The organism is Rhodococcus sp. WS1, assembly GCF_003797745.1.
GTDB classification, from domain to species: Bacteria; Actinomycetota; Actinomycetes; order Mycobacteriales; family Mycobacteriaceae; genus Rhodococcus_F; species Rhodococcus_F erythropolis.
The window spans coordinates 1,999,677-2,023,114 of sequence record NZ_RKLZ01000002.1 but is presented as its reverse complement, the minus strand read 5'-3'; the positions used below and the strand labels follow the sequence as shown (position 1 = coordinate 2,023,114).

At 62.1% G+C, this 23,438-nt stretch carries 27 protein-coding genes; 15 read left to right on the top strand and 12 right to left on the bottom strand.

Annotated features, from left to right (window positions below):
- Positions 1-59: 59 nt before the first annotated feature.
- Positions 60-1,238, top strand: a complete 1,179-nt coding sequence (locus EEB12_RS22205; RefSeq protein ID WP_020908816.1) for an acyl-CoA dehydrogenase family protein — start codon at positions 60-62, stop codon at positions 1,236-1,238.
- A gap of 4 nt (positions 1,239-1,242) precedes the next feature.
- Here EEB12_RS22205 and EEB12_RS22200 read toward each other — a convergent pair whose 3' ends face one another.
- Complete coding sequence (locus EEB12_RS22200; RefSeq protein WP_113683300.1) at positions 1,243-1,869, bottom strand: TetR/AcrR family transcriptional regulator; 627 nt, start codon at positions 1,867-1,869, stop codon at positions 1,243-1,245.
- On the bottom strand, positions 1,866-2,522 hold the full coding sequence (locus EEB12_RS22195; RefSeq protein ID WP_046379073.1) for a TetR/AcrR family transcriptional regulator: 657 nt from the start codon (positions 2,520-2,522) through the stop codon (positions 1,866-1,868). Before EEB12_RS22195 ends, EEB12_RS22200 begins: the two co-directional genes overlap by 4 nt.
- Before the next feature lie 183 nt (positions 2,523-2,705).
- On the opposite strand from EEB12_RS22195, the gene EEB12_RS22190 reads away from it, so the two are divergent.
- Genes EEB12_RS22190 through fadD11 form a run of 7 tightly spaced genes read left to right on the top strand, consistent with a single transcriptional unit; the run spans position 2,706 to position 10,975 of the window.
- Complete coding sequence (locus EEB12_RS22190) at positions 2,706-4,262, top strand: flavin-containing monooxygenase (protein ID WP_141488516.1); 1,557 nt, start codon at positions 2,706-2,708, stop codon at positions 4,260-4,262.
- On the top strand, positions 4,262-5,194 hold the full coding sequence (locus EEB12_RS22185) for a metal-dependent hydrolase (RefSeq protein ID WP_019744962.1): 933 nt from the start codon (positions 4,262-4,264) through the stop codon (positions 5,192-5,194). The genes EEB12_RS22190 and EEB12_RS22185 overlap by 1 nt, the downstream gene beginning before the upstream one ends.
- Positions 5,191-6,282, top strand: coding sequence for a PDR/VanB family oxidoreductase (locus EEB12_RS22180; protein WP_019744963.1), 1,092 nt, complete (start codon positions 5,191-5,193; stop codon positions 6,280-6,282). The genes EEB12_RS22185 and EEB12_RS22180 overlap by 4 nt, the downstream gene beginning before the upstream one ends.
- Positions 6,279-6,779, top strand: a complete 501-nt coding sequence (locus tag EEB12_RS22175; RefSeq protein WP_141488515.1) for an SRPBCC family protein — start codon at positions 6,279-6,281, stop codon at positions 6,777-6,779. The genes EEB12_RS22180 and EEB12_RS22175 overlap by 4 nt, the downstream gene beginning before the upstream one ends.
- Positions 6,776-8,209, top strand: a complete 1,434-nt coding sequence (locus EEB12_RS22170; RefSeq protein ID WP_141488514.1) for an aldehyde dehydrogenase family protein — start codon at positions 6,776-6,778, stop codon at positions 8,207-8,209. Before EEB12_RS22175 ends, EEB12_RS22170 begins: the two co-directional genes overlap by 4 nt.
- Positions 8,210-8,213: 4 nt before the next feature.
- Positions 8,214-9,176, top strand: a complete 963-nt coding sequence (locus EEB12_RS22165; RefSeq protein WP_031330876.1) for an SDR family oxidoreductase — start codon at positions 8,214-8,216, stop codon at positions 9,174-9,176.
- A complete protein-coding gene (gene fadD11, locus EEB12_RS22160; protein WP_141488513.1) occupies positions 9,173-10,975 on the top strand; it encodes a fatty acid--CoA ligase FadD11 in 1,803 nt (600 codons plus the stop codon). The genes EEB12_RS22165 and fadD11 overlap by 4 nt, the downstream gene beginning before the upstream one ends.
- On the opposite strand, the gene EEB12_RS22155 is transcribed toward fadD11, so the two are convergent.
- The 5 genes from EEB12_RS22155 to EEB12_RS22135 form a co-directional block, all read right to left on the bottom strand.
- A complete protein-coding gene (locus EEB12_RS22155; RefSeq protein WP_141488512.1) occupies positions 10,951-12,036 on the bottom strand; it encodes a sulfate/molybdate ABC transporter ATP-binding protein in 1,086 nt (361 codons plus the stop codon). The genes fadD11 and EEB12_RS22155 overlap by 25 nt on opposite strands.
- Entirely contained in the window at positions 12,033-12,842 is an 810-nt protein-coding gene (locus EEB12_RS22150; RefSeq protein ID WP_020970514.1) for an ABC transporter permease, read from the bottom strand. Before EEB12_RS22150 ends, EEB12_RS22155 begins: the two co-directional genes overlap by 4 nt.
- The gene (gene modA, locus EEB12_RS22145; RefSeq protein WP_141488511.1) at positions 12,839-13,648 is read right to left on the bottom strand and encodes a molybdate ABC transporter substrate-binding protein; all 810 of its coding nucleotides are present in this window, start codon (positions 13,646-13,648) and stop codon (positions 12,839-12,841) included. The genes EEB12_RS22150 and modA overlap by 4 nt, the downstream gene beginning before the upstream one ends.
- Before the next feature lie 24 nt (positions 13,649-13,672).
- Complete coding sequence (locus EEB12_RS22140) at positions 13,673-14,068, bottom strand: molybdopterin-binding protein (protein WP_003940157.1); 396 nt, start codon at positions 14,066-14,068, stop codon at positions 13,673-13,675.
- A gap of 125 nt (positions 14,069-14,193) precedes the next feature.
- Entirely contained in the window at positions 14,194-14,772 is a 579-nt protein-coding gene (locus EEB12_RS22135) for a carboxymuconolactone decarboxylase family protein (RefSeq protein ID WP_141488510.1), read from the bottom strand.
- A gap of 135 nt (positions 14,773-14,907) precedes the next feature.
- Here EEB12_RS22135 and EEB12_RS22130 point away from each other — a divergent pair, with 135 nt between their 5' ends.
- Positions 14,908-16,098: a pyridoxal phosphate-dependent aminotransferase gene (locus EEB12_RS22130; protein ID WP_141488509.1), complete on the top strand. Its 1,191-nt coding sequence runs from the start codon at positions 14,908-14,910 to the stop codon at positions 16,096-16,098.
- The gene (locus tag EEB12_RS22125) at positions 16,095-17,105 is read left to right on the top strand and encodes an AraC family transcriptional regulator (protein WP_019744973.1); all 1,011 of its coding nucleotides are present in this window, start codon (positions 16,095-16,097) and stop codon (positions 17,103-17,105) included. The genes EEB12_RS22130 and EEB12_RS22125 overlap by 4 nt, the downstream gene beginning before the upstream one ends.
- On the opposite strand, the gene EEB12_RS22120 is transcribed toward EEB12_RS22125, so the two are convergent.
- Positions 17,102-17,527, bottom strand: coding sequence for a VOC family protein (locus EEB12_RS22120; protein ID WP_003940409.1), 426 nt, complete (start codon positions 17,525-17,527; stop codon positions 17,102-17,104). The genes EEB12_RS22125 and EEB12_RS22120 overlap by 4 nt on opposite strands.
- A gap of 57 nt (positions 17,528-17,584) precedes the next feature.
- Positions 17,585-18,025 (bottom strand): Lrp/AsnC family transcriptional regulator, encoded by a 441-nt coding sequence (locus EEB12_RS22115; RefSeq protein WP_020970517.1) that lies wholly within the window; start codon positions 18,023-18,025, stop codon positions 17,585-17,587.
- A 79-nt stretch (positions 18,026-18,104) separates the two neighbouring features.
- On the opposite strand from EEB12_RS22115, the gene EEB12_RS22110 reads away from it, so the two are divergent.
- From EEB12_RS22110 to EEB12_RS22095, 4 genes are all read left to right on the top strand, one after another.
- Positions 18,105-18,842: an AzlC family ABC transporter permease gene (locus EEB12_RS22110; RefSeq protein ID WP_020970518.1), complete on the top strand. Its 738-nt coding sequence runs from the start codon at positions 18,105-18,107 to the stop codon at positions 18,840-18,842.
- A complete protein-coding gene (locus EEB12_RS22105) occupies positions 18,835-19,164 on the top strand; it encodes a branched-chain amino acid transporter permease (protein ID WP_141488508.1) in 330 nt (109 codons plus the stop codon). Before EEB12_RS22110 ends, EEB12_RS22105 begins: the two co-directional genes overlap by 8 nt.
- A 140-nt stretch (positions 19,165-19,304) precedes the next feature.
- Entirely contained in the window at positions 19,305-20,438 is a 1,134-nt protein-coding gene (locus tag EEB12_RS22100) for a HoxN/HupN/NixA family nickel/cobalt transporter (RefSeq protein ID WP_141488507.1), read from the top strand.
- Positions 20,439-20,565: 127 nt separating this feature from the next.
- The gene (locus EEB12_RS22095) at positions 20,566-20,967 is read left to right on the top strand and encodes a hypothetical protein (protein WP_021345310.1); all 402 of its coding nucleotides are present in this window, start codon (positions 20,566-20,568) and stop codon (positions 20,965-20,967) included.
- 24 nt (positions 20,968-20,991) lie between these two features.
- Here the strand turns inward: EEB12_RS22095 and EEB12_RS22090 are convergent, their stop codons facing one another.
- Together EEB12_RS22090 and EEB12_RS22085 are read right to left on the bottom strand one after the other, a co-directional pair.
- On the bottom strand, positions 20,992-21,453 hold the full coding sequence (locus EEB12_RS22090) for a hypothetical protein (RefSeq protein WP_029256051.1): 462 nt from the start codon (positions 21,451-21,453) through the stop codon (positions 20,992-20,994).
- A gap of 83 nt (positions 21,454-21,536) precedes the next feature.
- Entirely contained in the window at positions 21,537-22,328 is a 792-nt protein-coding gene (locus EEB12_RS22085) for a MerR family transcriptional regulator (RefSeq protein WP_024487274.1), read from the bottom strand.
- Between the two features lie 246 nt (positions 22,329-22,574).
- Between EEB12_RS22085 and EEB12_RS22080 the strand changes: the two genes are divergently transcribed.
- Positions 22,575-22,802, top strand: a complete 228-nt coding sequence (locus EEB12_RS22080; protein WP_020970523.1) for a hypothetical protein — start codon at positions 22,575-22,577, stop codon at positions 22,800-22,802.
- A 94-nt stretch (positions 22,803-22,896) separates the two neighbouring features.
- Here the strand turns inward: EEB12_RS22080 and EEB12_RS22075 are convergent, their stop codons facing one another.
- The gene (locus tag EEB12_RS22075; RefSeq protein WP_003940106.1) at positions 22,897-23,313 is read right to left on the bottom strand and encodes a hypothetical protein; all 417 of its coding nucleotides are present in this window, start codon (positions 23,311-23,313) and stop codon (positions 22,897-22,899) included.
- Positions 23,314-23,438: the final 125 nt, after the last annotated feature.

The following is a 23,438-nucleotide window of genomic DNA, read 5'->3' as shown; positions in this document are numbered from 1 at the left end:
GATGATAGGTGGAGTCGGATCCGCTCGCGGGTCGCACTTCATCGATCGGGAGAATCACGATGACGCAAGGATCTACCGCAACCCGAACCACCGAACGCCGGTCCCCGTGGATGGACGACGAATTGGAGGCCGTGGCCGACCTGGCAAGGAACTTCTTCGCCAAACACGTCACACCGCATCAGAAACGCTTCGCGTCCCAGGGTTTTCCCGACAAATCCGCATATCGGGAACTCGGGACGCTCGGGCTCGCCGGCATGTCGATCCCCACCGAGTACGGCGGCGGAGGAGGAACGTTTGCGCACGACGCCGTGCTGTTCCACGAGCAGGTCATGGCGGGTGATCATTCACTCCAACTCGGCGTGCACTCGGGAATCGTGCCGCACTACCTCAATGCCTACGCCGATCACGAGCACAAACTGCGCTGGCTACCGAAGCTGGTGAGTGGCGAGTGGGTGGGCGCAATCGCCATGACCGAGCCCGGCACCGGATCCGACTTGCAGAACATCACCACCCGCGCCGTCCGCGACGGTGACGACTATCTGATCAGCGGCGCAAAGACATTCATCTCCAACGGTCGCAATTGTGATCTGGTGATCATTGCCGCCAAGACCGATCCCGGCCTCGGAGCGCGTGGAGTGTCGCTCATCGTGGCCGAGGTCGATGACAACACACCGGGTTTCGAGCGCGGGCGAATACTCGAGAAGGTCGGACAGAAGGGCCAGGACACCACCGAGCTGTTCTTCGACCGCTTGCGGGTGCCTGCAACAAACCTGCTCGGGGACCGCGAAGGCACAGGGTTTGCCCAGCTGATGCAGCAGCTACTGCCTGAACGATTGATCTGCGGAGTTGCAGCCACTGCGGCAATGGAGCGTGCCGTCGCCCTCACCGTCGAGTACACCAAATCCCGAAACATGTTCGGGCAAACGCTCTTCGACCTGCAGAACACCCGCTTCGAACTTGCCGAGTGTGCGTCCATCGCTCGTATCTCACGAACGTTCATCGACGACTGCATCGTCAAATACCTTGCCGGGCAACTCGATGCGACTACCGCCGCGATGGCCAAGTACTGGCTCACCGATCAGCAGTGCGCCGTGATCGACCGCTGCGTGCAACTACACGGCGGGTACGGCTACATACTCGAATATCCCATCGCTCAGATGTACGCCGACGCTCGTATTCAGCGAATCTACGCCGGATCGAACGAAGTCATGAAGGACCTCGTGGCGAGATCACTCTGAGCAATCAGGAATCCGCCTCGCACGCCGGCAGAACGTCACGCACGATGGCGAGCAAACTGCGTACCAGCAGAAGGTGCACCTGTTCGCGGTCGAGCGCTCCCGTCACCAACCACTGCTTACTGGCGGCCTTCGCCAATCCTCCGTACGCCACGATCATCGAATGAACAGCAGCCTCGCTGCCTTCACTCGGTCGAATCTCGAGCGCATCCATCATCCGTCGCGCAGCAACGTCGTCAGCGTCCTGCAGGATCCGATCCATCTCGGGATCACGGCGGAGGTCGTCGGACATGACTGTCGAGATCCACATGTCGCGATGACGCCAGGCGACGTCGAGCCACCGATCGATCACGGCGCCGATCCGCTTCTCCTGGCTCGCCGATCGCGGAATGCGGTCCACCGCCACTTCGGGAATGAAGACGAATCGCCGCACGACGTCGAGGTACAACTCCCGCTTGGAGCCGAAGTAATGATTGAGCAGCGGACGACCGACCCCGGCCGCCTTGGCCAACTCGGTCATCGAGACGTCGGCAAAAGACTTCTCCTCGAAAACCTTTGCCGCGCTGACAATGATCTGCTCACGCCGGTCTTCAGGACCGAGACGCTTTCCGCTTGTGGCCGACGCGGACGTCATTCTTTTCTCGCGGGCGTGCTGTTGACCGTCGCCTGCGCTTCGACCATGAGCGAAATGTGTTCCACCAAACGCTTACGAGAGATCTTGGAGGACGGGGTGTGCGCCTGATAGATGAACGCGAGGGCACCGAACAGCCCCACCGAATTGAGTTCGGAGTTCGCGGAGTCGGTTGCCTCGCCGCCGTACATCAGCTCGAGCGACGCGGAGATCGGATTGGTGAACTCCGCCATCAATTCTCGCCCTCGATCCCACAGCGCAGGTTCCGCCTGGGATTCGACGAACATGATGCGTCCACGGCGCGGATCCCTGAATACGTAGGTGGTGAAGGCCTTCACCACGTGACGGATCAGGGCCGACGGTTCGGAAGGCGCCGCCTCGAGAGCGTCCAGAATAGTGTCGCGCGCCCCGAGAACGACCTCGTCGAGCACGGCGACCAGCAGTTCGTCACGATTGGCGAAGCTCTCGTAGAAGTACCGTTCGGTGAGCGCAGCCTCGCGGCAGGTCGCACGCATGGTCGCGGCGGCCGCACCCTCGGTGCCCATGATCTGCAGCCCGGCTTCGATCAGCTGTGCCCGGCGCGCGGCGCGGCGATCTTCTGGTTCCTGCCCACGCCACCTGCGCGGGCCGGTGCGCCGAGCCTCGGTATCCGTCATGTCCCCATGTTCTCACTGACCGGCAGTGCTCTCGACCTCAGGTTATCGCGGCGACCTCGGCAAGCGAACTGACATCGCACGATGTCAATCAATTCAATTCTGACATCAATCGCTGTTGACATCACTTGATGTCAGACTTACTCTTCGTTCAGTTGTTCACGCACCAATCAGGAGGCGTCACACATGGTCGACATCGACCCAACCTCGGGGCCATCGGCCGGTGACGAGGAAACTCGAACTCGCCGAACACGAGTCGTCGTCATCGGAGCCGGTTTCGGCGGCATCGGAACGGCTGTCCGCTTGAAGCAGTCCGGGATCGACGACTTCGTCGTTCTGGAACGTGCTGCGGAGCCCGGGGGGACCTGGCAGGTCAATACCTACCCCGGTGCACAGTGCGACATCCCGTCGATTCTGTACTCGTTCTCGTTTGCGCCCAATCCGAACTGGACGCGGCTGTATCCGCTACAGCCCGAGATCTACGACTATCTCCGGGATTGCGTCCGCCGCTTCGGACTGGCCGGTCATTTCCACTGCAACCAGGACGTGACAGAAGCTTCGTGGGACGAGCAAGCCCAGATCTGGCGGGTACACACTGCGGAAACCGTCTGGGAGGCACAGTTCCTGGTCGCGGCCACCGGCCCGTTCAGTGCCCCCGCCACACCCGACCTTCCCGGGCTCGAATCGTTTCGTGGTCAGATGTTCCACACCGCGGACTGGAACCACGACCACGACCTTCGCGGTGAGCGGATAGCCGTGGTCGGCACCGGCGCCTCTGCGGTGCAGATCATCCCCAGACTGCAACCGCTCGCGGACACGTTGACCGTGTTCCAACGGACACCGACGTGGATCCTGCCGCATCCGGATCAGCCGATGACCGGCTGGCCAAGCGCTCTCTTCGAGCGGCTGCCGCTCACCCAACGACTGGCACGCAAGGGACTCGACCTGCTTCAAGAAGCCCTGGTACCCGGATTCGTGTACAAGCCGTCACTTCTCAAAGGGCTGGCCGCACTCGGCCGAGCACACCTTCGCCGGCAGGTGCGGGACCCGGAGCTTCGCGCAAAGCTGCTCCCCCACTACGCATTCGGATGCAAGCGTCCGACGTTCTCGAACACCTACTATCCCGCGCTGGCGTCACCCAATGTGGAGGTGGTGACGGACGGAATCGTCGAGGTGCAGGAGCGCGGAGTTCTCACCGCGGACGGCGCCTTCCGGGAAGTCGACACCATAGTCATGGGAACCGGCTTTCGGATGGGAGACAACCCGTCTTTCGACATCATCCGAGGCCAGGACGGCCGCAGCCTCGCGCAGACGTGGAACGGCAGTGCCGAGGCCTTCCTCGGCACCGCTATCAGCGGTTTTCCGAACTTCTTCATGATCCTCGGCCCCAATTCCGTGGTCTACACCTCGCAGGTCGTCACGATCGAAGCCCAGGTCGAGTACATCGTGAGCTGCATTCTTCAAATGGACGAGCACGGCATCGGCAGCATCGACGTCCGCGCAGACGTGCAACGCGAGTTCGTACGCGCGACAGACCGCCGACTCGCCACCAGCGTGTGGAACGCCGGGGGGTGCAGTAGTTACTACCTCGTCGACGGCGGCCGCAACTACACCTTCTATCCCGGATTCAACCGATCATTCCGCGCCAGGACCAAACGAGCCGACCTCGCTCACTACGCGCAGGTACAACCCGTCTCGTCCGCAGCACTCACCACTGCTCGAGAAACCGTGAGGAGCCGATAATGCTCGGCATCAACGCCTTCCGAGGCACACCCGTCGTCGCACCGTCCGGCGCTCGCCGCTACACCGACGAAGCACATGCGATCGCCGCGCGGGACGTCGAATTCGACTGGGACGGCGTACCACTGCATTACGTGCCGAACGAACCGATGGTCACCCACGTCATCAACTTCATGCATCTCGTGTTACCCGAGGGAGAGCGGGCCATGTCCGCAACGCTCGCCGAAGCACTCCCGCTCATCGAGGACACCCGCCTGCACGAAGAGGTGGTGGGATTCGTCGGCCAGGAAGCAACACACGCGTCGTCGCACAAAGGTGCACGCGAGCATCTTGCGGACCTCGGCATGGACATGAAACCGATGTCACGCCGGATGGACTGGCTCGTGGACAAGATATTGGGCGACAAAGGATTGACCGGAAAAGCCAAGCACGCCTGGCTCTGTGAACGTCTCGGCTTGTTTGCCGCCATGGAGCACTACACGGCAGTGGTCGGGGAATGGCTGCTCACCGATCCCGCCCTCGAAGATGCCGGCATGCACCCGATGATGCTCGACATGGTGAAGTGGCACGGCGCCGAGGAAGTCGAACACCGCAACGTAGCCTTCGACGCCTACATGTACGTGGACGGCAGCTACGCCAGACGCGTTCGCACGGCGCTGCTGGCCAGCTTCACATTGTTCGTGCTGTTCATCGCCTCGATGAACTACCTGTTCCGACAGGACCCGTCCACGACGAAGGGCCGACTGTGGCCTCTCCAACTGATAAGCGCCACCCGTCGTGGCCTGGTACCCAACATGAAATTCCTGATCACCGAGATTCCTCCGTATCTGCGGCCGAGCTTCCATCCTTCCCAGATCGGGGACATGGACGTCGCCATGCGTTACCTCGCTCGCTCGCCTGCTGCCAATCGTTCTTCCGAAGCGAGCGCAGGATGAACAAGACGACTGCCGACAGTTCCCACGACGCACCCGACTTCACACCGACCCGGTCGTTGAGGTTTGCCGCGCAAGCCACCGGCGCTTACCGCCGAATCTTTGCAGCAAGTCCAGCAGCGCACATACTTTCGCGCCCCAGCCCGGTCCGCTACAGCGGGTTCGACATGACTCTGGACGTGAAGTCCGTCCGGTCAGAGTGCGACGACGTCCTGAGTGTCACCTTGACCCCGAGGGAAGGAATCACCCTTCCGTCGTGGATTCCCGGCGCCCACCTCGACATCTTTCTCCCCTCGGGAAGGCAACGACAGTATTCGCTGTGCGGCGACCCCGACGACTTGTCCTCGTATCGGATCGCCGTCCGGAGGATCGACGAGGGTGGGGGCGGCTCGCGCGAGATACACGAGTCGCTGAAACCCGGCATGGTTGTGGACGTCCGAGGGCCACGCAATGCATTTCCGTTTGTCGCTGCTCCGTCGTACCTCTTTGTTGCGGGCGGAATCGGGATCACTCCGCTACTTCCCATGGTGCAACGTTGTCACCGCCGCGGAATCCCTTGGCGTTTGGATTATCTCGGACGAACTCGGACGGCCATGCCATTTCTCGACGAGATCGAGGAATACTCCAGCGGCCGGGTAACCATCCGACCGGACGACGAGTTGGGCCCGACGGATATCGAAACACTGGTCGCTGCTGCGGATCCCGGTGCCGCGGTGTACACGTGCGGACCGGCGCCGCTGATGAACATGGTGCGCGCGGCGACCTTCGCCGGCAATCCGACCGGATCGGTGCACAGCGAGAGGTTCTCCCCACTCCCGGTAGTCGACGGCAAGGAGTTCACGGTGCATCTGGCGCGCACCGGTCTCACCGTCGATGTGGGCGAGTCCGAAAGTGCTTTGGCTGCGATACGACGTGCACTTCCCGGAGTCGCGTATTCCTGCCAACAGGGCTTCTGCGGTACGTGCAAGGTTCGGGTGCTCTCGGGGAGCGTCGATCATCGAGACACCTTGCTCACCGAATCCGAACGTACAGATTCGATGTTGACCTGTCGATCACGTTCCACCGGTGCATCTTTGGTGGTGGACCTGTGAGGGGAAAATTCTCTCTTGCGGCAGCCGACGCAGACTTCATCCGATCCGCGCCGCTGGTGATCACTCACCGGATCGAATCCGAAGCGACGTGCGAAAGCCTGTGGCAGACGTTGACCTCGGACGGAGCGCTCACGTCGTGGGCGCGCGGGATCACCGGAGCCGACTGGACCTCGGCCAGACCATTCGGCATCGGGACTACGCGAACCGTGCGCGCCGGCGCTTTTGCTGCACTGAACGAGAGATTCTTCCGCTGGGACGAGGGGCACCGAATGACGTTCTACGTGGAGTCGGCGTCACTGCCGGGGTTCAAACGCTTCGCCGAAGATCTGGTGCTGGAACCGACTTCGACTGGCAGCCGCCTCACCTGGACATTCGCTGTACAACCGCAGCCGTGGTTCGCCCCGATTCTGTCTCTGTCCCGACCGATCCTCGAACGCGTCACTCGCAGCTGGGCCGACGGCGCCGTCCACCACACACTTCAAGGAACTCCACGATGACGGTGACCGAGATCGACACGACCACACAGGCGTCCGACGACACGGTGACACAGGCAGTGCGCGACGCCCGAACTGCTTCCGAATGGTGGGCAGAACTGACATTCGAACAACGCGCTCGTCGACTGGATCGGTGGCGAGGAATCATCGCTCGTCGAGCATCCGAACTCGCCGACGTCGTGCACCGGGACATGGGCAAGCCGCACCCCGACGCGATGCTCGAAATCGCCATGGCACTCGAACATCTCGCGTGGGCGTCGAAGAATGCCCGAAAGGTATTGGGCAGGCGCAGCGTCCGCTCAAGTTTGTTGACGGTCAATCAGGCCGCCTCGGTGGAGTATCGACCTCTCGGGGTGGTCGGTGTGATCGGTCCGTGGAACTATCCGGTCTTCACCCCACTCGGTTCGCTCTCGTTCTCGCTGGCTGCAGGCAACGCCGTGGTCTACAAGCCGAGTGAGTTCGCGCCGGCAGTCGGGCAATGGTTGGTCCGAGCGTTTGCCGAGGTCGTCCCTGAACATCCTGTGCTGCAAGTTGTCACAGGCGACGGTTCGGTCGGCGCGGCACTGTGCCTGGCCGGTGTCGACAAGATCGGGTTCACCGGATCGACCGCGACGGGCAAGAAAGTCATGGCAGCGTGCGCCGGGACCCTCACACCGGTGTTGATGGAATGTGGCGGTAAGGACGCGCTCATCCTTGATGCCGACGGAAATGTTGGTGCCGCCGCGGATGCTGCGGTGTGGGGCGCCTTGTCCAACTCCGGTCAAACCTGTCTGGGCGTCGAGCGTGTATACGTGCACGAACAGGTATACGACGAGTTCATCGACAAGACAATCACTTTGGCTGCCCGAGTTCATGCCGGTCCGGGTGCCGAAGACAAGATCGGTCCGATCACCATGCCCGCGCAAGTGGCTGTAATCCGGCGCCACATCGACGACGCGATGTCGCGGGGTGGACGTGTCGTTCTCGGAGGGCTCGGCTCGATCTCCGGCCAGTACGTGCAACCGACCATCATGGTCGACGTCCCCGAAGACAGCCTCGCCGTCACGGAGGAAACTTTCGGCCCGACGATGACGATCACCAAGGTCGCCTCGATGGACGAGGCGGTGGAGTTGGTCAATGCGTCGCCATACGCATTGGGAGCAAGCGTGTTCGGCAAGGATGGAGCGGCTGTTGCCGATCGGCTCCGATCCGGAGGAGCGTCGGTGAACTCTTACGTGATGTATGCCGCGGTTCCCAACCTGCCACTGGGTGGGGTCGGAGCATCTGGTTTCGGACGCGTTCACGGCCCAGATGGTCTGAAGGAGTTCACCTATGCCCGGTCGATGACCAGGCAACGATTCCGTTCGCCCCTACCACTGACGACGTTTCGACGGACCGCCCGAATCGACTGGCTGGTCAAGGTTCTCATCCGCGCTCTACACGGAAGGCACTGAAGCAATGACGGGACGCATGTCCGCAATTGCGGGAACAGTCCGCGATCTGGGCATTCCACTGCCCGGACGCCGAATCGACTACGACGTTGCCGGAAAGGTCGTGCTGATCACCGGCGGAGGCGACGGTATCGGTTCCGCGCTGGCGCGCACTCTCCACCGGCGTGGGGCCACCGTGGCGCTGGTCGACGTCAACGAAAGTTCATTGGCAACGGCCGAGCGCTCATTCGAGTCACAGCGAGTCGTGACGGTGACGGCCGATGTCCGAGATCGGGACGGCATGACAGCAGCCGTGCAAACGATCATCGAGCAGCTGGGCAGAATCGACGTCGTGGTTGCCAACGCCGGAATCACCCCTCCCCCGGCAACATTGCGCCAGATCGATCCCGACGCCTTCGATCGTGTGCTCGACGTCAATCTCACCGGCGTCTTCAACACCGTGCATCCGACCATCGACGAGGTGATCCGCAACAGTGGGCACATCGTCGTCGTGTCATCGGCGGCGTCGTTCGCCCCCGGTTTGGGCGGCGCTTCGTACATGATCAGTAAGGCTGGGGTCGAAGCGCTCGGCCGGGCGCTGCGTCTCGAGGTTGCCGGCTACGGCGCCACTGCCGGCATCGCGTACTTCGGGATGGTGGATACACAACTTGCACGCGCCACACTCGACGACGACGAGATCGGGCGCAAACTCGACGCTCGACTACCCGGTCCCCTCCGTCATCGAATCTCCCCGGACCGTGCCGCCACGGTGATCGCAGACGCGATCGCGCGCCGCGCCGCGCGGACCCTTGCCCCCGCTGCCTGGGAACCCTGGGCGTGGGGACGCGGATTCATCAATGTCCTGGCCGACGGCTATCTGGCCAGGGACAAACAGGCACACGACCTGATCCGCGAACTCGAAGACAGAACCACCGCTGCGGCCCCGACGAATGTATCAGCCCTGACAAAGGCATCCAGGAGATCATCATGACCACGTTGTGTGCAGCCTTCCAGCGAGTGTCGGCGGTAGCGCCCGACGCGGTGGCCCTGCGAGACATCGGCGATGCGCGAACACTGACGTGGCGCGAGTACGCCGAACAGGTCCGCGAGGTTGCCGCGGGATTGGCCGGAATCGGCGTGGGACAAGGCGATACGGTTGCCTTGATGATGAGTAACCGCATCGAGTTCTATCCGATCGACGTCGGTGCCCAACATCTCGGCGCGACGTCCTTCTCCATCTACAACACGTCGGCACCCGAAGCCATCCGTTACATCCTCGCCAATTCCGGTGCACGGGTTCTCGTCTGCGAAGACCGGTACGTGGATACGGTCCGCCGCTCGGGCGCCACACTCGAGACGATCGTCGTCGTCGACGCGCAATCGCATGTCCACCAGCCCGGCACCGTGACCCTGGAGCAGATGAAGAATTCTGCCGCATCGGATTTCGATTTCGAGGGCACCTGGCGTGCGGTGAAACCGAACGACGTCGCCACGTTGATCTACACCTCCGGCACGACCGGCAACCCCAAGGGCGTCGAGACGACTCATGCATGCCTGTTGTTCGAAACCAACGCCGTAAGCGCTGTACTCCCCGTCGAATTCGGTGACCGCATCACCTCGTACATGCCATCGGCGCACATCGCCGATCGGCTCACCTGCCTGTACATGCAAATGGTGTTCGGCACCCAGATCACTGTCGTGCCGGATCCGAGCCAGGTAGCGGCCGCGCTTCCGGACTGTCGCCCCACGATCTGGGGCAGCGTCCCCCGTGTGTGGGAAAAGCTGAAAGTTGCAGTCGAATCGGCTGTCGCCAACGAACCGGACGACGCGCGGCGAGCGGCGTTGCAGTGGGCACTCGACGTCGGTCGCACTCGTCTCGCACACTTACGAGCCGGTGAAACAGTCCCCGCCGAACTGGAAGCGGACTACGCCCGAGCCGATACGATGGTCCTGTCCGCTCTGCGTGCGAAACTCGGCTTTGCCGAACTGAAGTGGGCCATCTCTGGCGCCGCACCGATTCCGCCGGACACGTTGGCATTCTTTGCAGCCCTGGGAGTTCCGATCTCGGAGATCTGGGGAATGTCCGAGCTGACATGCATCGCGAGCACCGCGCCGGCCGAGCCGACCAAGCTCGGAACGGTCGGAAAGTTACTCCCAGGCATGGAAATGCGCATCGAGGCGGACGGCGAGCTACTGGTTCGAGGCCCGTTGGTCATGAAGGGGTACCGCGGCGAACCGGCAAAAACGGCCGAAGCGATCAGTGCAGACGGGTGGCTCTCGACCGGAGATGTCGTCACCGCCGACGCGGACGGCTACCTCACGGTGATCGATCGCAAGAAGGAGCTGATCATCAACGCGTCGGGAAAGAACATGTCACCGGCCGCCATCGAGACGGCAGTGAAGACGTCGTCGTCGTTGATCGGTGAGGTCGTGACGATCGGAGACGGCCGAAAGTTCAACACAGCGTTGATCACACTCAGCGCCGACGCCGCGGTCGGAGCGGCACGCTCACTGGGACTTGCGGCCGAGGCCGCGGTACTCGCCAAGGACGCTCGGATCGTCGACGTCGTTGCAACTGCTGTCTCCGAGGGAAACTCGCGTCTGTCGAGGGCCGAGCAGATCAAGCGGTTTCACGTACTCACCACGTTCTGGGAGCCAGGCGGCGACGAGCTGACACCGACGATGAAGCTCAGGCGCAAGCCGATAGCCGAGAAGTACGCATCCGAAATTGCAGCCCTCTATGCGGATTCGGTCGTAGAGGACGTCTACGAGCCTGCGCCCTGCGCATAGATCAGCGTCTCGGTGGCCTTGACCACAAACGTAGCGGCCGATCCCGGAACCAGATCGAGTTCGGCCGCTGCGCTCGCCGTGATGTCGGCAGACAAGCCCGGCTGGCCGGCTTCGTCCTCGGCTCGCACTCGGACGACATCGCCTCGGTTTTCGATCTCCGCGATCGTGACCGCAAACGCGTTTCGTGGGCTGCCGTGCGGCGGATCCAGGTAGACCGACACTGCTCGCGGCTCGAAGACCGCCACGGCGGCACTGCCGGCCGGTAGGTCGGTCTCCGTCTGGCCCGCGATATCCACCCCGACCGGACTTCTGAGCACTCCGTCTCCGGCCATCGTGCCGCTGCGCAAGTTGATCCCGGCGATGCGTGCTGCGAATGCACTACGCGGGCGGGTCAGAACTGTTCGTACGTCACCACGTTCGACGACCCGGCCACCGTCCATGACGACAACCGTGTCGGCCAGCGCAAGTGCGTCCAGAGCGTCGTGCGTGACCAGTACGGCAGTGCGATCGCCGGTCCTGAGCACTCGGCGCAGTAACGACCGCAGCGCGGGGGCGGAGGCGACATCGAGCGCGGACATCGGTTCGTCGAGCAGAAGCAGTTCGGGTTCAGCAGCCAATGCCCTCGCCACTGCAATCCGTTGCGCTTGGCCGCCGGAGAGCTGTGAAGGCCTGCGGTCAGCCAAATCGCCGGCGTCGACTGCCTCCAGCCAATGGCGCGCGGACTCGGCGGAATCGCGACGCGACCGCCCTGCACTGCGCGGCGCGAACGCCACGTTCGCAGCCGCACTGAGATGGGGAAAGAGAAGTGCCTCTTGCGCGAGTAGGGCAGTGCCGCGCCGATGGGGTGCCAACACGACTCCCCTACGGGTATCGGTGAGAACGCGGGAATTGAGTTCGATCAATCCGCGCCGCGGATGATGCAGTCCGGCAACCGCCGCCAGTACCGTCGACTTGCCGGCGCCGTTCGGCCCGAGGATGGCGGTCACCTCGCCCGCCGCGACGTCGAACGTCGCAACGACGTCGCGCTCCGGAATCTCGATGTCGACGTGGAGGCCACTCACAACGAACCCGCCGATCCGCGTCCACGCACCGCAACCACGATGACCACCGCGACTACGACCAACACCAGCGAAAGCGCTACCGCTGCATCCGGATCGGTCTCGCGCTGGAGATAGATTTCCAGCGGCAGGGTACGCGTCACCCCTTGCAGACTCCCCGCGAAGGTCAGCGTCGCACCGAATTCCCCCAGCGCGCGAGCGAAAGCCAGAACTGCCCCTGACACCAGACCGGGAAGCACCAGAGGCAGAGTCACCCGGCGAAGCACGGTGGTCGGGCGGGCTCCGAGCGTCGAGGCAACGGCCTCGTATCTTGTACCCGCAGTGCGTAGTGCACCTTCGAGGCTGACGACGAGGAACGGTAGCGCAACAAACGTCTGCGCCAGGACCACCGCGGTTGTCGAGAATGCTATCTGGATGCCGAGCACTTCCAACTGCTCACCGATCAACCCTTTGCGCCCGAACGTGTACAGCAACGCGATACCGCCCACCACGGGCGGCAGAACCAGCGGGAGCAGAATCAACGATCGAAGAACGGACAGTCCCCGAAAATGACTGCGCGCCAATACCGCGGCCATCGGTACCCCGAACAGGATGCACAGCAGCGTGCTCATTGCCGCTGTCTTCAAACTCAGTTTCAACGCGGCAACCGACGATTCGGAAGTCACGAGTTCCCAGAACTGCGACCACTGCACGGTAGCCAGCATCGCCGCCAAGGGCGCGATGACAAACGCTCCGCCGATCAGCGCCGGAAGGTAAATCCATACCGGCAACCCGAGCGGAGCCCGGACTGCCGGTCTTAGGTGTGTCACGGGGCAGCGAATCCCGCGTCACTCAGAACTGCCAGGCCCTTGGGCCCCTTCACGAGATCGACGAATTTGGTTGCCGTTCCCGAATTCTTCGAATCCTTCAGCACCGCAATCTGGTACAGGTTGACCACCGTGGTGGCTTCCGGGAACGCGACCGTCTGCACCTTGTCACCCGCGGACTTCGCGTCGGTGACGTAGACGATGCCGGCATCGGCCTGCCCGGACGTCACCTTGTTGAGAACGTCCGTCACCGACGATTCCTCACTGACGGGCGAGAGGGTCTCACCTGTGGCCGTCTCGACCTTCTTCGTAGCCGCGCCGCACGGGACCTGCGGAGCGCAGATCACCAGTTGTGTCCCCTCCTTTTCCAGATCTGCGAAGGACGCGATGCCCTTCGGATTGCCAGGCGGTACAACGATCGTCAAGGTATTGCTCGCGAAATCCGAGGGCGACCCCGCGACGACACCGGCATCGGTGGCCTTGGTCATGTTGGCGGCGTCAGCCGAGGCGAACACGTCAGCCGGTGCGCCCTGGGTGATCTGGGCGACGAGATCCGAGGACCCGGCAAAGCTGAATGTGACCGATGAACCGGGGTTCTCGGACTCGAACTCCTTGCCGAGTTCGGTGAAGCTGTTCTTGAGTGACGCCGCCGCGAAGACGGTGATGCTTCCCGTGGCACTGTCACTGGAAGTGGTCGTGGTCGGAGCGGCCGACGACGTCTCCGACGACGAATTGTCGGAGGAACTACAACCGGTCACCAGGGCAAGCGAAAAGGCACCTGCTGCAACAAGTCCGACTACACGCTTCACGAATTTCCTCCAGTATGTTCAGAACTACGGCGTTTCCACGATGACCGTGGTGGCCTTCACGATTGCGACTCCGATACTCCCGACCTCGAGTCCGAGCTCCCGAACCGCGTCGGTACTCATCAACGAGACGACAGTGAAGGGCCCACACTGCATTTCGACCTGGGCCATCACCTTGTCGGTGACGACCTTGGTGACGAGGCCGGCGAACCGGTTGCGGGCCGAACTCGCACCCGTGAGCGGATCGGCCGGTGCGGGTCCGGCGTTGGACCGGGCGAAGCCCGCCAACTCGGCACCGTCGATGACCTTGCGGCCGGAGTCGTCCGTCGTCGCGGTGAGAAGCCCACCGTCGACCCACCGTCGAACGGTGTCGTCACTGACACCGAGCAGACCGGCAGCTTCGCGGATTCGAATGTTGGGCACCAGGTGATCGTAGGTCGCAAGTGCGGACCTAACAAGCCGAAATACTCCGCAGATGCGTGAACTAGTCAATCATGATCACGTATCTGCGGAGCATTGTCGATAGTTGCCGTAGACGAGTCAGCGCATCATTCTTCGGTCCAGGGCACGCGGCAGGAGTCGGTGCTGAACCCTTGCTCGGTGATCCCCAACGCCGAATACATCCGGGCGCGCATGTTTTCGAGCCCGATCTGATAGGTCAGTTCCACGACGCCCGCTCGCCCGAACCTGCGCTCGAGATCCGCGACCTGCTCGTCCGTCACCCCGTTCTCCCCGTGCGGGTCACCGGTCATGGCATCGGCGTAGGCGATCGCGGCCCGCTCGTCCTCGCTGTACTTCGGTGAATCCCGGTAATTCGCGATCCCTTTCAGCTTGTCGATGTCCAAACCGTCCAGGCGCGAGAGCATCGTCCCGAAGTCGACACACCACGAGCAGCCGACAGTCCAGGCGACGCGATAGACGGCCAGTTCACGAATGTTCGACGGCAGCACCTTCGACGCCTTCTGCACGGCCATCTCGTGACGGGCAGCCGCGACGAACAATTTCCGATGGTTGGCCAGGACGGCAAAGGGCTCGGGGACTTCGTCGTACTGCCTGGCGGCGAATTTGTATGCCACTTTGATCAACGGACTGGCTTCTGACGGTGTCACTGCTGGAATGCGAGTCATGGCAAGCCTCCGTATGTTCTGGGGCACCGGATTCGATGCTCTCTACAGAGTTGGACGATGGCGGCGATTCAAACGTGACAAGCACCGCGTCCGAGCGGATGTGAGGATGCGGTGTCAGCCGACTAAGCTGCAAAGATGCCTTCGACGCCCCGCAACCGCACCGTCTCGCGTCTGCAGCCGTTCGCATCCACGATCTTCGCCGAGATGACAGCGTTGGCCGCACTTCACGACGCGGTCAACCTCGGTCAGGGCTTTCCGGATACCGACGGTCCTGCGGCCATGCTCGAAGTAGCGCGCCGAGCCATCGCCGAAGGCGTCAATCAATACCCGCCCGGTCCGGGCATGCCCGTCTTGCGCCAAGCCATCGCGGAGGATCGGCGCATCCGCTACGGACTCGTCAGTGATCCCGACTCCGAAGTTCTGGTCACCGTCGGCGCCACCGAGGCGATCAGTGCTGCAATTCTCGGACTGGTCGAACCCGGCGAAGAAGTAGTGCTGATCGAGCCGTACTACGACTCCTACGCTGCATCCGTCGCATTGGCAGGCGCTGTGCGTCGGACTGTTCCGCTGGTCGCCGCGGGAGACGGATTCGCGGTCGATCTCGATGCATTGCGCGGCGCGATCACCGCCAAGACGAAGATGCTGATCGTCAACAGTCCTCACAACCCCACCGGCACCGTATTCACCGATCACGAACTTCGAGCGATCGCCGAACTCGCGTGCGAACGCGACCTGATCGTGTTGAGTGACGAGGTCTACGAGCACTTGGTCTTCGACGGCCTCACCCACACACCGATGGCGTCGCTCCCGGGCATGCGTGAGCGCACCGTCACTGTGTCCAGTGCCGCAAAGACTTTCAATGTCACCGGCTGGAAGACCGGCTGGGCGATCGGCCCCCGAGAACTCATCGACGGAGTCCGTGCCGCCAAGCAGTTCATGTCATTTGTTGCCGGTGCACCATTTCAACCGGCCGTTGCCTACGCGCTGACCAACGAACAGCCGTGGGTCGTCGAACTTCGACAGAGCTTGGAGGGCAAACGGAACGTACTCGGAAAAGCTCTGACCGAGGCCGGTTTCACGGTGCATTCCGGCGGCGGCACGTACTTCCTCCTTGCCGACATCAGACCGTTGGGTGAAACCGACGCGGGAGATTTCTGTCGCGCACTGCCCGAGCGTATCGGCGTCGCGGCCGTACCGGTCGACGTGTTCGCGGACAACCGCGACGATTGGAAGCACCTGGTGCGCTTCGCCTTCTGCAAGCAGGACCACATTCTTTCCGAAGCTGCACGCCGTCTCCACCTGCTCCAAGGAGCAGCGCACCCATGACAGCGCGGACCATCCCGACCGCATTCGTCCACCGCTACCTCGCGTTCTCGCCGGACAACGACGTCGATTTGTCTGGTGCACTGCGAGCTGCTGGGATCGACCTGGAGACATTGTCGGACGCTCGCGCGCGGCTGACCCCAACTCAGGTCACCACCTTCATTCAAACCACCTGGCAGATCACCGACGACGAATTGTTCGGCCTCGGATCCGCCCCGGTCCCCCGTGGCACTTTCCGATTGATCTGCCTGACGTTGATCCATTGCCCTGACCTCGGATCAGCGTTCGCTCGAATGTCCGACGTGATCCGTGCGCTACCGGCTCTGGCCCCACTGGCGATCGAAAAGGGCGAGGAAAGCACGCGGGTGAGCTTCGCAGTCCGAGCTCGCGAAGGCGTCGCCGAACCTGATGTCGCAGAACGTGTCACAACCGATTTTGTCCTGATCTTGCTGCACCGATTTTCCGCGTGGTTGATCGGAAAGCGCGTCCGACTTCGGGCAGTCGAATTTCCGTACTCGGCACCGGATGCGCGGTTGGCGCAGGACTACGACTACATCTTCGGAGCGCCGGTCACCTTCGGCGCGCAGCGAGCGGCACTGGAGTTCGACAACTCGGCCATGCGCGCACCGATCATCCAAACCGAGGAGACGTTGGAGGAGTACCTCCGAGAATCTCCGATTCAGCTCATGTCCGAACGCGACTACGACAGCACTGCGTCGGCGCAGGTGCGACGGGTCCTGGAACTCGGAGTGAAGGGGCGAACCTCCACGGCCGAGGAGATCGCCGAGATGCTCTCGATCAGCGTTCCCCATCTGCGTCGACTGCTGCGGCGTGACGGAACATCACTGAATCAACTACGCGAGGAAGTGCTCCGCGACGTAGCCATCGCTGGTTTGCGGCGCGGAGAATCCGTCGAAGTACTCTCAGCGCGATTGGGGTTCTCCGAGCCCAGCGCGTTCCGTCGGGCCTTCAAACGATGGACCGGCGACACTCCGAGTTCGTACCGCTAGCTGACGCAGAACTCGTTTCCTTCGGGATCGGTCATCGTGATCCACACGCTCGGCCCCTGCGCTCCCCGGTGCAGGATCGTCGCCCCCACCGTCTCGAGGTGCGCTGCGACATCCTCGCGCTTGTCGCCCACTCGTATGTCGAAATGGAGCCGGTTCTTCACCGTCTTCGATTCCGGAACCAGTTGGAACAGAACGCGGGGACGTTCGGGATGCTCCGGATCGCTGATGGCTGCACCTTCGCGCCAGACGAGAACTCCCTCGAAGGTCGTGGTGTCAGATTCCTTGGCGTGACCAGCAGCGACGAGGCCCCTGATGAAGTCTTCGTCGCTGGGCTCCGCTGCCCACCCGAGTGCTGCGGCCCACCACTTCGCCTGTTCGTGCGGGTGTGCCGAATCTACTGTGACTTGAAATTCGTATCCCATGTTCCGACGTTAACGCCGACCACCGACACCTAGTGAAGGTTCAGCCGAGCCCGGGCATCAGTCGACACTCTTGATGGTCTTCATGGTGATCAGCGATGTCACCCGCGAGACAGCCGGAAGCCCGCTGAGCTTGGTGACCATGAAGTTCTCGTACGTCGCGAGATCTTTCACCGCGACCCGAATGAAGTAGTCGGGAATTCCGAACAACCGCCGACATTCGATCACTTCGTCGAAGGCGGCGACCTGGGATTCGAAGTCCTCGATGGTCGCCTGGTCGTTGACTCCGATCTCGGCGGTGACAATCACCTGAAATCCTCGGCCAAGCGCTTCCTGACTGACGATCGCGCGGTACCCGGTGATGATTCCGTCGGCTTCGAGCTTTTTCACGCGGCGCAGGCAAGGGGACGGTGTCAGACCCACCAGATCCGCCAATTCCGTGTTCGTCAGACTCGAGTCCTGACGGAGGTGAAACAAAATTGCGTCATCCATGGCATCCATCGCACTATTATTGCGCACTGTTCAATATGTGGGCATTCTGAGCAATCGATCACCTCGATCTTTGTTATAGATTTGCGTCGTGATCGAACCAGCATCGTCGACGGCCGCGCCTGCCGTCGAACTCTCGCCGCGAACCCCGGCGTGGCGGCACGCCTTCCAACTGTCGCTGCCGGTCGGATTCGGCCTGCTCCCACTCGGGATAGCCCTGGGCGTTCTTGTGGTCCAACAGGGCCTCAACCCTTGGTGGGCAGTCGCTTTCACCTCGCTGATCTACGCCGGATCGCTGGAGTTTCTCGCCGTCGGAATGGTCGCGGCCATGACACCACTGCCGTACGTCGCGCTGACCGCACTGCTGGTCAACTTTCGACATGTGTTCTACGCCTTGAGTTTTCCGCTGGAAAAGATTCGCAACCCCTTCGCCCGCTTCTACAGCATGTTCGCGCTGACCGACGAGGCCTATGCGATGTCGGTAACTGCCGATCCCAAGGCACTCACCGGACGCGTCATCGTCTACTCCCAGCTGTACCTCCACGGCTACTGGATCGGTGGCGCGATCCTGGGCGCGACGGCAGGACAGTGGATTCCGGACTCGATAGTCGGTCTCGACTTCGCTCTGACCGCACTGTTCGTCGTCCTCTCGATCGAGGCAATTCGCGCACAAAACGGATTCGCGGTGCCGGTCGCTGCGGTCACCTGCGCTCTGGTCGCCCGGCTCGCAGCCCCGGATCACATGCTGCCAATTGCAATGGGCGCCTTCGTGCTCTTCCTGATCGGCCGCTTTGTCTACGACTCACGAAAGGCGAAGATCGATGCCTGACACCTCGTACATCTTTGCGGCGGTCGCAGTCATGGCCGTGGTCACCTTCGCGCTGCGCGCAATCCCCTTCGCCGCGCTCATGCCGCTGCGCTCCTCCGCCCTGGTCGGCTACCTCGGCATCTACATGCCGGCCGGCGTCATGCTGATCCTCGTGATGTATTCACTCAAAGGGGTGTCGATCACCGCCCCGTCCCACGGCCTCCCCGAACTGATTGCAGTGTGTGCCACAATCGCCACGCACCTGTGGCGAAAGAATGCCGTCCTGAGCATCGTTGTCGGAACGACGATCTACGTCGCGCTGGTCAATACCGTGTTTGCCTGAGCGTTTCCCATCCGGGAGCAAAGCAGTTTTACTCCCGGATGGGTGATTTGTAACCTCCAGGCGCTTATCTGAACAGTTGAACACTTATACGATTTCAGTAGGGTGGCCGCCGGCCGCGACTGAAAGATCGGTGAGGTTCGATGTCCACGACAATGACCACGACGGGCACCCGAATCGCCGGCGCTTGGCACAGTCTGGATCGAGGCCAGCGTCGAAGCATCATCGGAATGACCGTCACCGTCGTTGCACTCAACGTCGTCGGGTGGGCAGTTCTGCTCGGTCTGGTTGTCCCCGGCCACTACACGATCGAAGGCAGTGTCTTCGGCATCGGACTCGGTGTCACGGCGTACACGCTCGGCATGCGCCATGCTTTCGACGCCGATCACATCGCCGCCATCGACAACACCACTCGGAAGTTGGTGGCGGACGGCAAGAAACCGATGTCCGTCGGTTTCTGGTTTTCACTCGGGCACTCCACCATCGTCTTTGTTCTCGTCGCACTTCTGGCGTTGGGTGTGCGGCAACTTGCCACCAGCCTTTCCGACGACAACTCCGATCTGGAGAGGTGGACCGGCTTGTTCGGCACCACCATTTCCGGAACGTTCCTGATCTTGATCGGCCTCCTGAATCTTTTCTCTCTCATCGGGGTTCATCGGGTGTACACGAAGTACAAGGCCGGAACCTTCGACGAGGAGCAACTCGAGAAGGAACTCGACAGCCGCGGCGCCCTCAACAAGATCCTGGGCCCGGTGATGAAGATGGTTCGCAAGCCCTGGCACATGTACCCGGTCGGCCTACTGTTCGGACTGGGATTCGACACCGTCACCGAAGTGGGGCTGTTGGTGATCGCCGGCGGCGCGGCAGCGACAGGGCTCCCGTGGTATTCGATCCTCGTTCTACCGATACTCTTCTGCGCCGGGATGTCTCTGTTCGACTCGATCGACGGATCGTTCATGAACTTCGCTTACGGTTGGGCATTTGCCCAGCCGGTACGAAAGATCTACTACAACATGGTGATCACCGGACTCTCGGTGGCAGTGGCACTGCTGATCGGGACCCAGGAAATCATCTCGATCTTCACCGACAAACTCGACATTCACGACGGGATTCTCGGCGCCATCGGGAACTTGGATCTCGGCGCGATGGGCTTCATCATCGTCGGACTCTTCGTTGCCACCTGGATGATCGCCCTCCTCGTGTGGCGGTACGGCCGCATCGAAGAACGGTGGCAGGCACAATCCGTTGCCGCCGCACCTCGATCGACCGCTGAATAGTTTGGCAATCCGAGTCTTCTACGCACATTCAGTGCGTTTCCCACATTTATCGGAAGACGCGTCCCGCGGAGTTGGCGAGATGCAATAGTGGAGTTCGAACGGGGTGAGCCCCGGCTAGGAGAAAACGGTGCGGATACGTCATGCGGTAGTGGGTGTGGCAATCACGGGACTTGTTCTTGCAGTGGCAGGCTGCGGTAGCGGCGACGGCGAAGCTGCCGAAGGACCAGGGATCGCCGTGGCGGCGGGAACCAAGCAAGTTCCCGACCGGGTGACCGTGCATCGACCTGGCTTCATCGACACCAGCATTTCCCCGTTCGACGTGCCTGCATGGCCAGGGCCGCACCCCTCCGAATTCCTCGAGCCCAACCCGCCGTCGGGCGAGAGCGGTGAGATCGCCGGCGACCAAGCTGCGGCAACGTACGCGGCCTCGCTCGACAACCCCGGTGCACTATGGAATGTCGGTGGCACGGTGCAGTGGCTGGTTGTCGATCCGTTCCGTGAAGGTCTTCCACCGAGGTCTCCGCACTGACCGGATCCAACGATCGTTGCGAATTCAGTTCGGCGCCAATGCAGCACAGAACTCGCCGGGTTGATCGACATGCAACCGCAGCCCACCGATCGTGGTGGGACTGGCCTTCGAGAGCCGTTTCGGGAGCGTGACCGAGAGCGGCCGATCGAAGTCTATGTCCACGACAGTGCCGTCGGGCCCCGGCAGAACCAAGCGATCGTCGACAATCACATTTGCTGTCTCACCGAACCTTCGGACCATGCTCGCCCGCGAAATCCGTGATCGGTCCACCTCGACTCGAATGCCCGTGCCGGATCGAAACACTACCGTTCGAGCCGAGACGAGGTGCGGGTGCACGACGCGTCCGGCAAGCCAACCGCCAATCGCAATCAGCGACAACACCGTTGCAACGAGCAGCACGACGCGAAGCCACTGCCACGGCACCAGGAAGTGAATCGCTACGGCCTCGATCACACTCGCCGCAACAAATGCCACCGGTATCGACATTGTCCCCCTCGCGTAGCCGAAAGTCGCTGTATCACTGGAACCTCCGTCTCTCCGACCCGTCGAGAGCAACCACAGTGATCGGATCACGCCGTACCGCCTGACATGAGACGTGTTGCGACGCGCGCGACCACTTCACGTTGCGCTGGATCGGGCACCAGGTCCGCGATCCCAACCGAGAATCCCACACCTGCGGAGTCTCCGTCTGAGTACACATCGCCGAGCACCCCGTCCAGTGATTCCTCCAGTTCGTCCGACAAGTACGCGATCTCGTCTGCAACCTCGGCTACCTCGCGCCCAGACAGAGCGGCGAAACGACGGTACAGATCGACAATTCTCTTCCGGTCGCCCTCGTCGGACAGCAATCGCGCAGCCGTGGAGAACAGTTCGTGTGGCGCTGCTCCCGAGATCGCCACCAATTCCCACATGTCGCGTTCACGCTCGAACAGACGCCGAACCGAATCCGTCGGGGACGACGCGATCAACTCGTCGAACGCAGACAGCAACTCCACCGGAAGCGGCGAGACCACCCGGCCGGCGCCTCGCGCCGAGAGCATTTCCTGGAGGCGCACTCGCTGGTCTGCGAGGACGCGCTGTTTCCGGTCTATCTCCGCGATCAGGGAGGAAAGATCTTCGGCGAAGTCGTCCGGTTCTCGTGCATCGATCGGCTTCGGTTCGATCATCGCGGCAATGGATCCGAGTGGAATGCCGGCGGCGGAGAGCCAACGAATGCGCATCAGCCTGACCAGATCGGGAAGTTCGTAAGTTCTGTAACCGTTGGACAGTCGTCTCGGCTCGGCCAGCAGCCCCAGTCGGTGATAGTGCCGAACGGTCCGCGGAGTGGTGCCTGCCGCACTGGCCACGTCGCTGATTCGCATACGAACAGCATCAACTATGACGCTACGTCATAGTCAAGGCCGGCATGCCGGCCTTGAGGCCTAAGGTCCTGTTCTGCCTGCCAATAGTTTCGCAGACGAATTTCGCGGGTATTGATCACTTGCGGCGGCGATTTCCAGAGCGAGGGGTCAGCCGCGCAAGGTCTGCCCCCGGCTGTCACTCGCCGGGTGGCGGGCCGCCAAAACCAGCGGGCCGCCGAAAACAATCTGTGCCAGGCGATGATTTCGATGCAAACGACACGACTCGACACCATCCTGATTCTGATCGTCGGGACGGCAATCGGACTGAGCGTCTGGCTGGCCACGCAGGAACCATTCGCGTCGATCGGACTCGGAATCGCAACGGTGGTGATCTGCTGGATCTCTTGCTCGATGATCCACGGCTTCCCACACCGATCGACGAAGGACATGCGTCCGCGCGAGAACCAGGATCGCGAGTCACCGAAACGGCGCTGACGCCGTGTAGGGATGAGGCCGACCGTGGAGGCCCGGACACAGCGAAGTGAGTGGTTCACCTGTCGCAGGTGAACCACTCACTTCGGTCAGAGGATCACACCTCGTCAGGTCGCCAGGTCGCGACGGCCCAGATCACGGCGACGTCGAGGGCGATGATCACGATCGACCACAGCGGGTAGTACGGCATCCACAGGAAATTCGCCACGATCGAGAGCGCCGCGATCACGAAGGCCATGCCGCGGGCCCACGTCATGCCGACGAACAATCCCAGCGACACCGCGATGCCGATGATTCCGAGCACGATGTGGATCCAACCCCATGTCGTGACATCGAATTCGAAGGTGTAGTTGACTCCGACGATCAGCAGGTCGTTGTCTGCGAGAGCCGCGATGCCCTGGAGCAACGCGACGATTCCCGCGACGAAGAGCAGGCAGGCTGCCGCCACCGTGGTCCCGATGGCAAAGCCTTGTCGGACAGGATGGTTCGCATGAGATTGGTGCGGAGCAGTCATGACGTCCCCTTCTTCGGCGAAATAGCGTGAGAACAGTATTCAAAGGTTCACGCCGACGGACATCACCCAGCAAGGATGAACAGCCGTCCAGCACTGCAATCAAAATTCATGGGAACATATGTTCG

What these genes read in the sequence shown, in the direction of transcription:
- EEB12_RS22205 (WP_020908816.1), top strand. Translation starts at nt 60, where the DNA reads ATGACGCAAGGATCTACCGCAACCCGAACCACCGAACGCCGGTCCCCG.
- EEB12_RS22200 (WP_113683300.1), bottom strand. Translation starts at nt 1,869, where the DNA reads ATGACGTCCGCGTCGGCCACAAGCGGAAAGCGTCTCGGTCCTGAAGAC.
- EEB12_RS22195 (WP_046379073.1), bottom strand. Translation starts at nt 2,522, where the DNA reads ATGACGGATACCGAGGCTCGGCGCACCGGCCCGCGCAGGTGGCGTGGG.
- EEB12_RS22190 (WP_141488516.1), top strand. Translation starts at nt 2,706, where the DNA reads ATGGTCGACATCGACCCAACCTCGGGGCCATCGGCCGGTGACGAGGAA.
- EEB12_RS22185 (WP_019744962.1), top strand. Translation starts at nt 4,262, where the DNA reads ATGCTCGGCATCAACGCCTTCCGAGGCACACCCGTCGTCGCACCGTCC.
- EEB12_RS22180 (WP_019744963.1), top strand. Translation starts at nt 5,191, where the DNA reads ATGAACAAGACGACTGCCGACAGTTCCCACGACGCACCCGACTTCACA.
- EEB12_RS22170 (WP_141488514.1), top strand. Translation starts at nt 6,776, where the DNA reads ATGACGGTGACCGAGATCGACACGACCACACAGGCGTCCGACGACACG.
- EEB12_RS22165 (WP_031330876.1), top strand. Translation starts at nt 8,214, where the DNA reads ATGACGGGACGCATGTCCGCAATTGCGGGAACAGTCCGCGATCTGGGC.
- fadD11 (WP_141488513.1), top strand. Translation starts at nt 9,173, where the DNA reads ATGACCACGTTGTGTGCAGCCTTCCAGCGAGTGTCGGCGGTAGCGCCC.
- EEB12_RS22135 (WP_141488510.1), bottom strand. Translation starts at nt 14,772, where the DNA reads ATGACTCGCATTCCAGCAGTGACACCGTCAGAAGCCAGTCCGTTGATC.
- EEB12_RS22130 (WP_141488509.1), top strand. Translation starts at nt 14,908, where the DNA reads ATGCCTTCGACGCCCCGCAACCGCACCGTCTCGCGTCTGCAGCCGTTC.
- EEB12_RS22125 (WP_019744973.1), top strand. Translation starts at nt 16,095, where the DNA reads ATGACAGCGCGGACCATCCCGACCGCATTCGTCCACCGCTACCTCGCG.
- EEB12_RS22120 (WP_003940409.1), bottom strand. Translation starts at nt 17,527, where the DNA reads ATGGGATACGAATTTCAAGTCACAGTAGATTCGGCACACCCGCACGAA.
- EEB12_RS22115 (WP_020970517.1), bottom strand. Translation starts at nt 18,025, where the DNA reads ATGGATGCCATGGATGACGCAATTTTGTTTCACCTCCGTCAGGACTCG.
- EEB12_RS22105 (WP_141488508.1), top strand. Translation starts at nt 18,835, where the DNA reads ATGCCTGACACCTCGTACATCTTTGCGGCGGTCGCAGTCATGGCCGTG.
- EEB12_RS22100 (WP_141488507.1), top strand. Translation starts at nt 19,305, where the DNA reads ATGTCCACGACAATGACCACGACGGGCACCCGAATCGCCGGCGCTTGG.
- EEB12_RS22090 (WP_029256051.1), bottom strand. Translation starts at nt 21,453, where the DNA reads ATGTCGATACCGGTGGCATTTGTTGCGGCGAGTGTGATCGAGGCCGTA.
- EEB12_RS22085 (WP_024487274.1), bottom strand. Translation starts at nt 22,328, where the DNA reads ATGCGAATCAGCGACGTGGCCAGTGCGGCAGGCACCACTCCGCGGACC.
- EEB12_RS22080 (WP_020970523.1), top strand. Translation starts at nt 22,575, where the DNA reads ATGCAAACGACACGACTCGACACCATCCTGATTCTGATCGTCGGGACG.
- EEB12_RS22075 (WP_003940106.1), bottom strand. Translation starts at nt 23,313, where the DNA reads ATGACTGCTCCGCACCAATCTCATGCGAACCATCCTGTCCGACAAGGC.